This is a genomic window from Pluralibacter sp. (assembly GCF_019237635.1).
Classification (GTDB): domain Bacteria; phylum Pseudomonadota; class Gammaproteobacteria; order Enterobacterales; family Enterobacteriaceae; genus Enterobacter_B.
Genome location: NZ_JAFAGS010000020.1, coordinates 21307 through 33879 on the forward strand (window position 1 = coordinate 21307; position 12573 = coordinate 33879).

The window sequence follows — 12573 nt, forward strand, 5'->3', positions numbered from 1 at the left end:
TGTTATTGTGCGGGGTATCTGAAGCGGTAATGCTATCGCGGTCGTAGCCTACAGGAGTTAAGTGTATGTTTACTGGAATCGTTCAGGGCGTGGCGAAAGTTGTGTCCATTGATGAGAAACCCAATTTCCGTACCCATGTTGTGGAATTGCCTGAGGACATGCTGGATGGAATCGAAACGGGGGCATCGGTGGCGCACAACGGCTGTTGCCTGACGGTGACGGAGATTAAGGGTAACCGCATCAGTTTTGATCTGATGAAGGAGACGCTGCGGATTACCAATCTTGGCGATCTGGCCGAGGGCGACGTCGTGAACGTTGAGCGCGCGGCGCGGTTCAGCGATGAAATTGGCGGTCATCTGATGTCCGGTCATATCATGACGACGGCGGAAGTGTCGAAAATCCTGACTTCGGAAAACAACCGCCAGATCTGGTTCAAAGTCCAGGACCCGACGCTGATGAAGTACATTCTCTATAAAGGTTTTATCGGTGTGGACGGTATCAGTCTGACCGTCGGCGAAGTGACGCCAACCCGCTTCTGCGTGCATCTTATCCCTGAGACCTTACAGCGCACCACGCTTGGCAAGAAAAAGCTGGGTGAAAAGGTGAACATCGAGATCGATCCACAGACCCAGGCCGTTGTCGATACGGTGGAACGCGTGCTGGCGGCAAAAGAAGCGGCAGCCGCACAGCGTAGTAACACCGACGACTCACCGCGCTAACATAAGAAGAGAAGAAACCCCGGCGAACCGGGGTTTTTTTATCGCGCGACGCGCAGGCCGCCGTCCGCGCCGCGGGAGAAGACCACCTGCCAGAGCTGAATGTCGCGAGCGCGGAACGCGCCAGCGCAGGCATTCAGGTAATAGGTGAACATACGCTTGAAGCGTTCGGAGTAGTTATCAGCTATCTCCGGCCAGCTCGCGAGGAAACGGGTGTGCCAGGCCATGAGCGTGGTATCGTAATCGGCGCCGAAGTTATGCCAGTCTTCCATCACAAAGTGCGGTTCGCTGGCATTGGCGATTTGCCGTACTGACGGCAGGCAGCCGTTCGGGAAAATGTACTTATCGATCCACGGGTCGACGTTGTTGTCGGTCTTTTTCGAGCCAATGGTGTGCAGCAGGAAAAGCCCGTCAGGCTTCAGATTACGGTCAACGACCTTGAAATAGGTGGCGTAATTTTTCGGTCCAACGTGCTCGAACATCCCGACGGATACCACGCGGTCAAACTGATCGTTCAGGTCGCGGTAATCCTGTAGCATAATGTTGACATCCAGACCTTCACAGCGCGCCTGCGCCAGCTTTTGTTGTTCGGCCGAAATGGTGACGCCGACAACGCTGACGTTGTAATTTTTCGCCATGTAATGCGCGAGGCCACCCCAACCACAGCCAATATCCAGCACGCGCATGCCGGGTTGAAGCTGCAGTTTCTGACAAATCAGGTCCAGTTTAGCCTCCTGTGCCTGCTCAAGGCTTGCGGCATCTTTCCAGTAGGCACAGGAATACTGCATGAACGGGTCGAGCATGCGGCTGAACAGATCGTTACCGAGATCGTAATGTTCTTTGCCGACAATCCAGGCGCGTTTTTTACTTTGCAGATTGATCAGTCGGGCGCTGGCGATACGCAGCGTGTCTTTGAAATGGCGGGGGAGTTGGTTTTCGAGCCCGGCGCGTAACACCTTATTAAAAAAGATGTCGAGCCGGTCGCATTCCCACCAGCCATCCATGTAGCTTTCGCCTAATCCCAGCGAACCTTCCTGCAGTACGCGTTTAAAAAATCCGGGATGAGTGACTTTGATATCAGAGGGCGCAGCCCCATTAATGCCGATCCCTGCACGGTTTAGCAGTTCGCTGGCAATGCGAAACCAATCATCATTTGGCACGCTTACTTCTTCTATACACGATGTGCTCATAGCTTCTCCATCACGGGGCTTGTGATCAGAACCTTAAAACAGCGTAGACGCTTTTTGGGTTATGTGAGAACTCTCACGGTAAGACCGTGAGATGACTATCCGACGTAGAACAGCGTAGAACAGAGGAAGGGAGATAACCCTTGCCGAAAGGCCTTCCGTGGTGAAACGGGAGCAATCCTTACTCCCGTAAATATCGAAAATTAAGCGTATTTATGTGATACGTGACTCAGTATAGGCTGCAAAAATCTGTGTTTCAATAAAAACATCTTAGCAAGCTAATGACTTGTCTATTACATAATCGCTGCGGGGATTATGCCTGATGCGATTTCGCCGCCCGCAGTCCCTCATGTTGCCCGGCAGAGTGCTGCATCCAGTATCCCCAGCCTGCCAGCAGTACTGTAGCCAGCATGACGCTCGTGGTGGTGAGCAACGGGGTCGCGATCAGCGCCGATACCACCAGGCTTGCCACGAAGCACAGGCCCAGCTGTAGCGTGTTCTGCAACGCCGCCGCGCGGCCGGTGGCCTGCGGGAAGGGACGCAGTGCCTGCGCCACCACAATCGGGTAAATCGCGCCGTTCGCCACCGCCATCAGGCAGAATGGGATAAGGATAGTCGTCAGCGAATGACCGTCCGCCAGACCGACGGCAAAGGTCGCTGCGACGCTGACCGCAAAGGCGCCCAGCAGCCACGGCAGCATCTGCTGTCCCTGCCATTTTTGCAACGCAGCGCGGCAGCCGTAACCGCCAATCAGAAACGCGATCGTCTGCGGCACATAGCTCAGGCCGATCACGGTTGGGCCATACCCCATTTCATTAAGAATAAACGGCGAGCCGGTCAGCCAGGCGAAGAAGCTGGCGGAGCAGGCGGCGTAGATCAGTACGTTGCCGCGATAATCACGCGAACGCAGTAGCGTCATGAACGTGAGGCGGGCTTCCGTTTTTTCCCGCTTGTTCACCGGCGGCTTCAGGCGTAACGCCGGGATCATCAGCAGCAAGGTGATGGCGAACAGCGTGGCGAAAATCGCCTGCCAGTCGAAGTGGCGCAGCAGCCAGCTGCCGAGCAGCGGCGCCAGCGCCGGTGACAATCCGACCAGCGGCATGATGGTGGCAAAAATACGATTGGTGCGATGTGCCGGGTAGTAGTCCGTGACCATCGCCTGCCAGGTCACCGCCGCCGCGCAGACGCCGACGGCCTGAATAAAGCGCAGCGCCAGCAGGGCGGCCGCGTTGTGTACCCACAGCATCCCCAGCGTACCCAGCGCGAAAATCCCCAGGCCAATCAGCACAATCGGCTTACGGCCATAGCGGTCAGATAGCGGCCCCCAGAACAATTGCGCAAAGGCAAACCCCGCCAGAAACAGGCTCAGGCTTGCGCTCACAGCGGCGGCAGATGTGTTCAGATCCGCCTGGATGGCGGCAAACGCCGGGAGATACATGTCAGTGGCTAAAAAACCCAGCACGCTTAAGCCTGCCAGCCAGCATAAAAATCCTTTACCAGGTTGCATCGTCATTTCTCATTCTCATTGCAGGTGTTCAGTTCAGAGTCGCAGAGTGTAGGGAGTGCATCCTGGCTTGTGAAACGGTAATATTTGTTGAATGGGTTCAAAAATTTTGCAGGCACAGTATGTGGTCAGAATATTCGCTTGAAGTGGTTGATGCCGTCGCTCGTAATGGCAGCTTCAGCGCCGCCGCCCAGGAGCTGCACCGGGTACCCTCCGCGGTGAGCTACACGGTGAGGCAACTGGAGGAGTGGCTGGCGGTGCCGTTGTTTGAACGTCGGCATCGTGACGTCGAACTGACGCCCGCAGGGGCATGGTTTTTAAAAGAAGGGCGCTCTGTTATCAAAAAAATGCAGATCACCCGTCAGCAATGCCAGCAGATAGCCAACGGCTGGCGCGGCCAGTTGGCTATCGCCGTCGATAATATTGTCCGCCCGGAGCGTACCCGGCAGATGATTGTCGATTTCTATCGCCATTTTAACGACGTTGAGCTTATCGTCTCCCAGGAGGTCTTTAACGGCGTCTGGGATGCGCTGTCGGATGGCCGCGTCGAGCTGGCGATTGGGGCGACAAAAGCCATTCCGGTCGGGGGGCGCTATGCGTTTCGCGATATGGGGATGCTGAGCTGGGACTGCGTGGTATCCAGCCATCATCCGCTGGCGGGCATGCCGGGGCTGCTTAGCGACGATGTGTTGCGCAACTGGCCGTCGCTGGTGCGGGAAGATACCTCCCGCTCGTTGCCCAAACGCATCACCTGGCTTCTTGATAACCAGAAACGCGTCGTGGTGCCGGATTGGGAATCTTCCGCCACCTGTATTTCCGCCGGGCTATGTGTCGGCATGGTGCCATCGCATTTCGCGCGGCCGTGGCTGGTGAGCGGCGAGTGGGTCGCGCTGGCGCTGGAAAACCCGTTCCCGGATGCGGCATGCTGCCTGACCTGGCAGCAAAACGACATGTCGCCGGCATTGACCTGGTTGCTGGATTATCTGGGCGATAGCGAAACGCTGAACAGAGAGTGGTTACGGGAGCCGGAATAACCGGCTCCTGGGGAGATTAACGGCGATAATCGCGGAATGGGCCGTCCGCCACCGAGCGGCGCTCGATAAGACGCGGATGTACCTCGATGGACTGCGACTCCTCACGTTTGTTGACGATTCTGTCGAGCAGCATATTAAACGCCGCTTCGCCCAGCGAGTCTTTCGGCTGGTGAATAGTGGTCAGCGCGGGAGTAAAGAAACGGGCGTTGCGCACGTTGTCGTAACCGATGACGGAAATATCCTGCGGTACGCGCAGACCCATTTCGTCAGCTGCGCAAAGCGCGCCCATCGCCATAATGTCGCCGCCGCAGAACACAGCGGTAGGGCGGTGCGCCTGGCCGATAATCTGCTGCATCGCACGGTAACCGGACTCCGGCTCGAAATCGCCCTGACCGATCCACTCTTCCGGCACCTTGATCTGCGCTTCTTCCATCGCTTTCATAAAGCCCGCAAGACGCCCGGCGCCGGTGTTGCGCTCCAGTGGACCTGGGATCACGCCGATTTCGCGATGGCCGCGTTCAATCAGGTAGCGACCTGCCAGATAGCCGCCCTGGAAGGCGTTATCAATTACGGAGTCAGTGAAATCTGCTTTCGCTTCGCCCCAGTCCATCACCACCATCGGAATATGGCGATACTCTTCGAGCATATCGAGCACCGGTTGTGGATACTCAGAGCACATGACCAGCAGGCCGTCGACGCGTTTTTGCGCCATCATGGACAGATAAGCGCGCTGCTTTTCCAGGTTGTTCCAGGCGTTGCCGAGGATCAGGGTATAACCTTTCTGGAAGCAGCTTTTCTCAACGGCTTCAATAATTTCAGCAAAGTAGGCCGCTTCGCTGCTGGTGGCCAGCAGACCAATAGATTTGGTGTGGTTAACCTTCAGACTACGCGCAACGGCGCTGGGGGAGTAGTGCAGCTCTTTGATTGCCGCCCATACCGCATTGCGAGTCTCTTCCGCCACAAAACGGGTTTTGTTAATTACATGTGAAACAGTTGTAGTGGAAACGTTTGCGCGTTTCGCGACATCTTTAATTGTTGCCATTCGATCTCACTCCAGACCCTTACCTTACGCCTGATCATCGACACGTAATCGTTTGCCTTTACACACCCTGCACACAACATTTTCAGGTTGCGGTACGCCGGGGAAACGACTCAGAACGACGGGAGGGGGTCAATGGCCGGTACGCTTTCAAATTAGCGTGGAATTTTGTCTGATTCTGAGACAAAGGGGAAGAGAAATATCGCTATCAGCTTAAATCCAGGAAGATTTTTGTGTGTAACTGTGCAAAAATGATCAGGCTCACTTTTGGTGTGGGGATTATAAGGAGAAAAATTGATGAGTACCGACCTGAAGTTCTCGCTGGTTACGACCATTATTGTTCTGGGGCTTATTGTTGCGACCGGTCTGACGGCGGCCCTGCATTGATTAACGGTGGGGGAGAGTCCTCTCCCTCATTATTTTGCTCATTTTTTCCTCTGCTTGCGCAACAAGAAATCTGACTCCTCAGTCAGTAAACTTCGTGAATCTGCCCGGCAGCAAGGCTACCGGGCACAGAAATTACGCCGCCAGGTTCTTCGCGACAAATTCCCAGTTTACCAGCGCCCAGAAGTGCTCAAGGTAGTTCGGACGGGCGTTACGGTAGTCAATGTAGTAAGCGTGTTCCCACACATCAACAGTCAGCAACGGTTTGGCATCGGTCGTCAGCGGAGTGCCCGCGTTAGACGTGGATACGATAGCCAGTTTGCCGTCAGCGCCTTTTACCAGCCAGGTCCAGCCGGAACCGAAGTTCTTGATAGCGGCGTCGGTAAATTTCGCTTTGAACTCAGCAAAGCTGCCGAACGCGGCGTTGATCGCGGCGGCAACTTCACCGGTCGGTTCGCCGCCTGCGTTTGGCGCCAGGCAGTGCCAGTAGAAGGTGTGGTTCCAGACCTGCGCGGCGTTGTTGAAGACGCCGCCCTCGGAAGTGCGAACGATCTCTTCCAGGGTTTTACCTTCAAACGCGGTGCCTTTTACCAGGTTGTTCAGGTTGGTGACGTAGGTCTGGTGATGCTTACCGTAATGATATTCCAGCGTTTCTGCGGAAATATGCGGTGCCAGTGCGTCTTTTGCATACGGTAATGCAGGTAATTCAAATGACATTGCTTCACTCCTTTTTATTGTTAATAACCTTAATGAGGTTGTATCAAAAACCTTGTATTAAGTAGTGTTAGGGTAACAAATTAAAAGGAGTGGCAAAAGAAGAAGTTACCCTGTCGTTAATACAACAGGGCAGGGATCAGCGGATCGTTTTAGGCGTCATCACGCGGCGGGCGCCGACATAGTGGCGAACCCAGTAATCTTCACTGAGGGAGGTTATCTGGATATCCTGGCCGGAGCGCGGCGACTGGATAAATTTGCCGTTACCGACATAGACGCCAACGTGGTCAGCTGTACCGCGCCCACGGGTGCGGAAGAAGACCAGGTCGCCGCTTTCCAGTTCGCTACGGTCGATGGAGCGCGCGTCGCGCAGGTGGTACATTTCGTTCGCCGTACGTGGGATACGAAACTTCACCAGATCCTTATAGGCGTAATAAACCAGCCCGCTGCAGTCAAAACCGGTACGCGGAGACGTGCCGCCCCAGTGATACGGTTTACCTATCTGGTCCATCAATTTGTTCATCGCGGTTTTCTGCGCTTTCTGCACGCGACCCTTATGGGCTTCCGCCAGCGTCAATGGTTTCACTTCCTCGGTCACGCACTTCTTATGACCTTTATGCACGGTGCATTTCTGCACCTTTTTTACGGCGGCGGTTTTCAGGGCGCTGCTGTGAGTGCGGGGAGACGCGGGCGTTTTGCTGGAGGAGGTTTTGAGCTTGCTGCTGCTGGCAGGGGCTTTTTGCTTCTGGGTGCTGGTTTTCTTTTTGGTGCTGGTTTTTGCGGTGGTTTTGGTTTTCTTTTTTCGGTCTGCGCTTTTGCCCTGGTGCGATTTTTGCGATGCAGACGAGCGCGCCTGCTCTGATGCATGCGACAATGGCGTAAAAGACAACGTTGTAAATAGTAAAGCACAGAGCGTGATCGAGATTTTATTTATCCGCGCCACTGAGCAGTCCTCTGTAAAATTCAGGCAATACATCATGCCTGGGTATGATTGACAAAAACGCCATCGATTCTAATGCATAAAAACCTCGAAAGTTAATAGCCTTTTTGTATCTAAAATAATGTTTCGTAATCGACTGCAAAAAAATGCATCAGAATTAGCACGAACAGGTTAAAAAATGCGCATGTTTTTGGCGCGGCGGTCGATAAAGACACATTTTTAAGGCAACTTATGGCGGTGAAGGATAGAATGCATTTGAGTGAACAAAATGTTATTTTCCGTCAGTCGCCAGAGGCGTTACAATCACTGACCACTGCCGTAAAAGAAGTTTAAGGAAGCAAGACAATGAGTACGACCCTTGAGAAAATTCAGCGCCAGATCGCTGAAAACCCCATCCTGCTGTACATGAAAGGTTCCCCGAAACTGCCGAGCTGCGGTTTTTCTGCTCAGGCGGTCCAGGCTCTGTCTGCCTGCGGCGAACGTTTTGCCTACGTTGATATTCTGCAAAATCCGGATATCCGCGCTGAACTGCCAAAATATGCGAACTGGCCGACCTTCCCACAGCTGTGGGTTGACGGCGAGCTGGTTGGCGGCTGCGACATCATTATTGAGATGTATCAGCGCGGCGAGCTGCAGCAGTTGATCAAAGAGACTGCGGCTAAGCATAAAGACGATGCACCGGCCGCTGAATAAGCGACCAAACCCAAAAAAGCGACCCTGCGGTCGCTTTTTTTATTCCTCTTCGTCGGCAATGACCGGTAATGGCCACCCGCCCATGCGTTTCCAGCGGTTAACAATCTCGCAAAACAGCTGCGCCGTTTGTTCGGTATCGTACAGCGCCGAATGGGCCTGATTGCCGTCAAAGGCCATTCCCGCGGCGATACAGGCTTTCGAAAGCACGGTTTGTCCCAGCGCCAGCCCGCTCAGGGCGGCAGTATCAAAGGTGACAAACGGGTGGAACGGATTACGCTTCAGCCCCGCGCGTTCGGCGGCGGCCATCACAAAGCTGTGATCGAACGTGGCATTGTGCGCCACCATGATCGCGCGATTGCAGTTTTGATCCTTAATCCCTTTACGCACCGCTTTAAAAATGGCGTGCAGGGCGTCGTATTCGCTCACCGCGCCGCGCAGAGGGTCGGACGGATCGATGCCGTTGAAGGCCAGCGCCTCCGGCACCAGATTGGCGCCTTCGAAGGGCTCGACGTGAAAATGCAGTGTGGTATCCGGCATCAGCCAGCCTTGCTCATCCATTTTTAATGTGATGGCGGCGACCTCAAGCAGGGCATCCGTTTTGGCGTTAAAGCCGGCGGTTTCGACATCAATGACTACAGGATAAAAACCACGGAAGCGGTCGCACAGAGCATTACGTTGAGCGTTGTCGGACATCTGAATCTCTTAGAACTTAAAAAAAGTAGCGCGCATTATGGCAAATTTTGCCTGATGTTGCAGTAAAAGGCGGGAGGCATAAAAACGGGTGCCTGAGCACCCGGGAAAATCAGTTGCCAAGACCTTTGCCAGCGTCTTTCTCTTCAATCAGCTCGATTTTGTAACCGTCCGGATCTTCTACAAAGGCGATAACGGTAGTACCGCCTTTCACCGGACCCGCTTCACGGGTGACGTTGCCGCCGTTCTTGCGGATACGCTCGCAGGCCTCTGCGGCGTTCTCAACGCTCAGGGCGATATGACCATACGCGCTGCCGAGGTCATAGCGATCAACGCCCCAGTTATAGGTCAGCTCAATGACGGCTTCTTCGCTTTCAGGGCCGTAGCCGACAAAGGCGAGGGAGTACTTATACTCCGGGTTTTCGCTGGTGCGTAGCAGGCTCATGCCCAGAACGTTGGTGTAAAAATTGATGGAGCGTTGCAGGTCGCCCACACGCAGCATGGTGTGAAGTAAACGCATTCTCTTCCCCTTAACGTGTTGTATGTCATGAAATCATGAAAGCTAAAGATGCTGAGTATAGCGGCGCAAGCCCGCCGCTATCAATGCAGGGATTAGAGCGTTGGGTAATCGGTATAGCCTTCTGCCCCGCCGCCATAGAAGCTTTCAGGGCGCTGAGGGTTCAGTTCCGCTTTGCGTTCCAGGCGGGCGACCAGATCCGGGTTAGCGATATAGGCGCGGCCAAAGGCCACCGCGTCAATCAGCCCTTTGCTGATAAGGTCTTCGGCTTTTTCCAGCGTATAGGCGCCTGCGCCAATGATAGTGCCGTGGAAACGCTCGCGAACCTGACGACGGAACGCGTCGGTGTACGGCTCGCCGCCAGCCCAGTCGGGTTCGGACATATGCAGGTAGGCGATGCCGCGCTTGCCGAGCTCCTCAATCAGATACAGCGCGTCGGCTTCTTCGTTCTGGCCGTTATCGGTATTCTGGAAAGAACCGATTGGCGAAACGCGAATACCGATACGGTCTGCTCGCCATGCGTCGCTGACGGCATCAACCACTTCCAGCACCAGGCGGGCGCGGTTTTCGATGCTGCCGCCGTACTGGTCGGTACGGTGGTTAGCACAAGGGGACAGGAACTGGTGCAGCAGGTAGCCATGAGCGGAGTGCAGTTCCGCCAGGTCGAAACCCGCTTCACGCGCGTTGATGACCGCCTGACGGAAGTCGTTCACGATACCCGGGATTTCATGGGTCTCCAGCGCGCGCGGGACCGACGTATCAACGCGGATCGCATGCCCCTTTTCATCACGCAGGGAGGTGCGGGTTCCGGCGCTCAGCGCGGACGGCGCGACGGGTGCCTGGCCGCCAGGCTGAATGCTGTGATGAGAAATTCGGCCGGTGTGCCACAGCTGAACGGCGATGTGGCCGTTTTCCGCGTGCACGCCGTCAGTGATTTTTTTCCAGGCCGCCATCTGTTCCGCACTGTGCAGACCAGGAGCGCCGGCATAGCCTTTCGCCTGTGCGGAAATTTGCGTCGCCTCCGTGATAATCAATCCGGCGCTGGCGCGCTGGCGGTAGTATTCGCCCATCAGCGGCGTTGGGATATCGCCGGGTTCAATGCTGCGCAGACGCGTCAATGGGGCCATCAATACGCGATTCGGCACAGTAATAGCGCCCATCTTAAGCGGGGTAAACAGTTTTTGTTGTGACATGATGTCTCCTGAGTAGACCGGTCGACTAGTTATGAATTAAATAAAAGCGCCAGTTAACGTACTGGCGCCGCAATGATGGTATTGGCGTGGGCAAGGGCGCTTTCCAGCGGCGTTGCGCTACGCGAAATCTTGGCCTGCAGGTTTGCGCCGAGCCACAGTGAGTAAAGCACCTGCGCCTGAGTATGGGCGTCGCCGTGAAACGTCAGGCTGCCTTCCTGAAACCCTTTCTCCAGCGCCTGCGCCAGCAGCACAATAATCTGGCTGGCGCCGTTGTTCATGGCTTCCCGCATAACCTCGGACAGGTCGCACACTTCGGCGGACAATTTGACCGTCAGGCAACCGCTGATAATTCCCTGCTGGCAAAACTGGTTCAGCGTCTGCTGATAATAGGCCATCAGGCGATCGCGATAGTTGCCCGCGCCGGTGGCGAAATGTTCCGCCAGTCGACGATGGTAGTCGGCATAGTGACGCTCCAGCATCGCGACGCCGAACGCTTCTTTTGAGCGGAAATAATGGTAAAAAGAGCCTTTTGGCACTTCCGCCGTTTTTAACAGTTCGCTAAGCCCCATTCCGGTGAAGCCGCGATGCATGCACAGCTTCTCGCCGGTGGCGAGGATATGTTCACGCGTGTCATGTTCAGTGTGTCTGTTCATGCGATTCACTGTAGTAGACCGATTGGTCTAATGCAAGTGGAAAATGATTCTGGCTTGCGGGACGCGCATTAACAGGCTTCAATAAAAGAACAAACAAAGGGGGAACGGTGGCGGAACAGCTTGAGTTTTTCCCGGTACAAAGCCCGTGCCGCGGAATTTGCCAGTCGGATGAGCGGGGCTATTGCCGCGGCTGTATGCGCAGCCGGGACGAACGTTTCTACTGGCAAAGTATGAGCGATGCGCAAAAGCAGGACGTGCTCCGCCTCTGCCGCCAGCGCCTGCTGCGCAAAATCCGCGCAAACAAAGCTATTCCTGCCGAAGATCCTGATCAACCCTCACTGTTTTGACCGCAGATTTGCGTATACTCGATGAAATTTTTCTGTTGAGGAAGTTTTATGGTTCAGCGTATTACACTCGCGCCTCAGGGCCCGGAATTTTCCCGTTTTGTAATGGGTTACTGGCGTCTGATGGACTGGAACATGTCCCCGCAACAGCTGGTCGGCTTTATTGAAGAGCATCTTGACCTGGGGGTGACCACCGTTGACCACGCTGATATTTATGGCGGTTATCAGTGTGAAGCCGCGTTTGGCGAGGCGATGAAGCTTGCGCCGCATCTGCGGACGAAAATGGAGATCGTCAGCAAATGCGGGATCGCCACCACCGCCCGGGCGGAAAACGCCATCGGCCATTACATTACTGACCGCAATCATATCGTCCTCAGCGCGGAGCAGTCGCTGAAGAATCTGGCGACGGACCATCTGGATCTACTGCTTATCCACCGTCCTGACCCGCTGATGGATGCCGATGAGGTGGCTGAAGCCTTCCAGACGCTGCATCAGAGCGGAAAAGTGCGCCATTTCGGCGTATCGAACTTTACCCCGGCGCAGTTCTCGTTGTTGCAGTCACGCCTGCCGTTTACGCTTGCCACCAACCAGCTGGAAATTTCCCCGGTGCACCAGCCGCTGCTGCTTGACGGTACCCTGGATCAGCTACAGCAGTTGCGTATTCGCCCGATGGCGTGGTCGTGCCTGGGCGGCGGTCGTCTGTTTAATGATGAGGCCTTCCAGCCGCTGCGCGATGAGCTGGCGACGGTGGCGCACGAAATGAACGCGGCGAGCATTGAGCAGGTGGTGTATGCGTGGGTGCTGCGTCTGCCGTCGAAGCCGCTACCGATTATCGGTTCCGGCAAAATTGAGCGCGTGCGTTCGGCTGTTGCCTCACAGGCGGTGCATATGACGCGTCAGCAGTGGTTCCGGATCCGTAAAGCGGCGCTGGGCTACGACGTGCCTTAAGCGGCGGTTCTTCTCCA

At 55.3% G+C, this 12573-nt stretch carries 15 protein-coding genes; 6 read left to right on the plus strand and 9 right to left on the minus strand.

Going from position 1 to position 12573, the window contains the following annotated elements; translation table 11 throughout:
• Positions 1-65: 65 nt before the first annotated feature.
• Positions 66-719, plus strand: a complete 654-nt coding sequence (locus tag JO226_RS02740; protein ID WP_293489834.1) for a riboflavin synthase subunit alpha — start codon at positions 66-68, stop codon at positions 717-719.
• Positions 720-757: 38 nt separating this feature from the next.
• Here the strand turns inward: JO226_RS02740 and cfa are convergent, their stop codons facing one another.
• Together cfa and punC are read right to left on the minus strand one after the other, a co-directional pair.
• Entirely contained in the window at positions 758-1906 is a 1149-nt protein-coding gene (gene cfa / locus JO226_RS02745; RefSeq protein ID WP_293489836.1) for a cyclopropane fatty acyl phospholipid synthase, read from the minus strand.
• Between the two features lie 310 nt (positions 1907-2216).
• Positions 2217-3410: a purine nucleoside transporter PunC gene (gene punC / locus JO226_RS02750; RefSeq protein ID WP_293489916.1), complete on the minus strand. Its 1194-nt coding sequence runs from the start codon at positions 3408-3410 to the stop codon at positions 2217-2219.
• 119 nt (positions 3411-3529) lie between these two features.
• Here punC and punR point away from each other — a divergent pair, with 119 nt between their 5' ends.
• Positions 3530-4441, plus strand: a complete 912-nt coding sequence (gene punR, locus JO226_RS02755; protein WP_293489837.1) for a DNA-binding transcriptional activator PunR — start codon at positions 3530-3532, stop codon at positions 4439-4441.
• A 16-nt stretch (positions 4442-4457) separates the two neighbouring features.
• Here punR and purR read toward each other — a convergent pair whose 3' ends face one another.
• Complete coding sequence (gene purR / locus JO226_RS02760) at positions 4458-5483, minus strand: HTH-type transcriptional repressor PurR (RefSeq protein ID WP_293489839.1); 1026 nt, start codon at positions 5481-5483, stop codon at positions 4458-4460.
• Between the two features lie 294 nt (positions 5484-5777).
• Between purR and cydH the strand changes: the two genes are divergently transcribed.
• Positions 5778-5867: a cytochrome bd-I accessory subunit CydH gene (cydH, locus tag JO226_RS02765; RefSeq protein ID WP_125451972.1), complete on the plus strand. Its 90-nt coding sequence runs from the start codon at positions 5778-5780 to the stop codon at positions 5865-5867.
• Positions 5868-5999: 132 nt separating this feature from the next.
• On the opposite strand, the gene sodB is transcribed toward cydH, so the two are convergent.
• Together sodB and JO226_RS02775 are read right to left on the minus strand one after the other, a co-directional pair.
• Entirely contained in the window at positions 6000-6581 is a 582-nt protein-coding gene (gene sodB / locus JO226_RS02770) for a superoxide dismutase [Fe] (protein WP_293489842.1), read from the minus strand.
• A gap of 136 nt (positions 6582-6717) precedes the next feature.
• Positions 6718-7521 (minus strand): C40 family peptidase, encoded by an 804-nt coding sequence (locus JO226_RS02775; protein WP_293489844.1) that lies wholly within the window; start codon positions 7519-7521, stop codon positions 6718-6720.
• A gap of 342 nt (positions 7522-7863) precedes the next feature.
• Here JO226_RS02775 and JO226_RS02780 point away from each other — a divergent pair, with 342 nt between their 5' ends.
• Positions 7864-8211, plus strand: a complete 348-nt coding sequence (locus JO226_RS02780) for a Grx4 family monothiol glutaredoxin (protein WP_293489845.1) — start codon at positions 7864-7866, stop codon at positions 8209-8211.
• Positions 8212-8250: 39 nt separating this feature from the next.
• Here the strand turns inward: JO226_RS02780 and rnt are convergent, their stop codons facing one another.
• From rnt to JO226_RS02800, 4 genes are all read right to left on the minus strand, one after another.
• Complete coding sequence (gene rnt, locus JO226_RS02785; RefSeq protein ID WP_293489847.1) at positions 8251-8904, minus strand: ribonuclease T; 654 nt, start codon at positions 8902-8904, stop codon at positions 8251-8253.
• Positions 8905-9013: 109 nt separating this feature from the next.
• Positions 9014-9421: a lactoylglutathione lyase gene (gene gloA / locus JO226_RS02790; protein WP_293489849.1), complete on the minus strand. Its 408-nt coding sequence runs from the start codon at positions 9419-9421 to the stop codon at positions 9014-9016.
• Positions 9422-9513: 92 nt separating this feature from the next.
• Entirely contained in the window at positions 9514-10611 is a 1098-nt protein-coding gene (locus JO226_RS02795; protein ID WP_293489851.1) for an alkene reductase, read from the minus strand.
• Between the two features lie 53 nt (positions 10612-10664).
• The gene (locus JO226_RS02800) at positions 10665-11264 is read right to left on the minus strand and encodes a TetR/AcrR family transcriptional regulator (protein ID WP_293489853.1); all 600 of its coding nucleotides are present in this window, start codon (positions 11262-11264) and stop codon (positions 10665-10667) included.
• Positions 11265-11371: 107 nt separating this feature from the next.
• Between JO226_RS02800 and JO226_RS02805 the strand changes: the two genes are divergently transcribed.
• Together JO226_RS02805 and JO226_RS02810 are read left to right on the plus strand one after the other, a co-directional pair.
• On the plus strand, positions 11372-11611 hold the full coding sequence (locus tag JO226_RS02805) for a DUF1289 domain-containing protein (protein WP_293489855.1): 240 nt from the start codon (positions 11372-11374) through the stop codon (positions 11609-11611).
• 48 nt (positions 11612-11659) lie between these two features.
• The gene (locus tag JO226_RS02810) at positions 11660-12556 is read left to right on the plus strand and encodes an aldo/keto reductase family oxidoreductase (RefSeq protein WP_293489857.1); all 897 of its coding nucleotides are present in this window, start codon (positions 11660-11662) and stop codon (positions 12554-12556) included.
• Positions 12557-12573 lie beyond the last annotated feature (17 nt).

Excerpts from the sequence above, each read along its gene's own strand:
- JO226_RS02740 (WP_293489834.1), top strand. The coding sequence starts at position 66 with ATGTTTACTGGAATCGTTCAGGGCGTGGCGAAAGTTGTGTCCATTGAT.
- cfa (WP_293489836.1), bottom strand. The coding sequence starts at position 1,906 with ATGAGCACATCGTGTATAGAAGAAGTAAGCGTGCCAAATGATGATTGG.
- punC (WP_293489916.1), bottom strand. The coding sequence starts at position 3,410 with ATGCAACCTGGTAAAGGATTTTTATGCTGGCTGGCAGGCTTAAGCGTG.
- punR (WP_293489837.1), top strand. The coding sequence starts at position 3,530 with ATGTGGTCAGAATATTCGCTTGAAGTGGTTGATGCCGTCGCTCGTAAT.
- purR (WP_293489839.1), bottom strand. The coding sequence starts at position 5,483 with ATGGCAACAATTAAAGATGTCGCGAAACGCGCAAACGTTTCCACTACA.
- cydH (WP_125451972.1), top strand. The coding sequence starts at position 5,778 with ATGAGTACCGACCTGAAGTTCTCGCTGGTTACGACCATTATTGTTCTG.
- sodB (WP_293489842.1), bottom strand. The coding sequence starts at position 6,581 with ATGTCATTTGAATTACCTGCATTACCGTATGCAAAAGACGCACTGGCA.
- JO226_RS02780 (WP_293489845.1), top strand. The coding sequence starts at position 7,864 with ATGAGTACGACCCTTGAGAAAATTCAGCGCCAGATCGCTGAAAACCCC.
- rnt (WP_293489847.1), bottom strand. The coding sequence starts at position 8,904 with ATGTCCGACAACGCTCAACGTAATGCTCTGTGCGACCGCTTCCGTGGT.
- gloA (WP_293489849.1), bottom strand. The coding sequence starts at position 9,421 with ATGCGTTTACTTCACACCATGCTGCGTGTGGGCGACCTGCAACGCTCC.
- JO226_RS02795 (WP_293489851.1), bottom strand. The coding sequence starts at position 10,611 with ATGTCACAACAAAAACTGTTTACCCCGCTTAAGATGGGCGCTATTACT.
- JO226_RS02800 (WP_293489853.1), bottom strand. The coding sequence starts at position 11,264 with ATGAACAGACACACTGAACATGACACGCGTGAACATATCCTCGCCACC.
- JO226_RS02810 (WP_293489857.1), top strand. The coding sequence starts at position 11,660 with ATGGTTCAGCGTATTACACTCGCGCCTCAGGGCCCGGAATTTTCCCGT.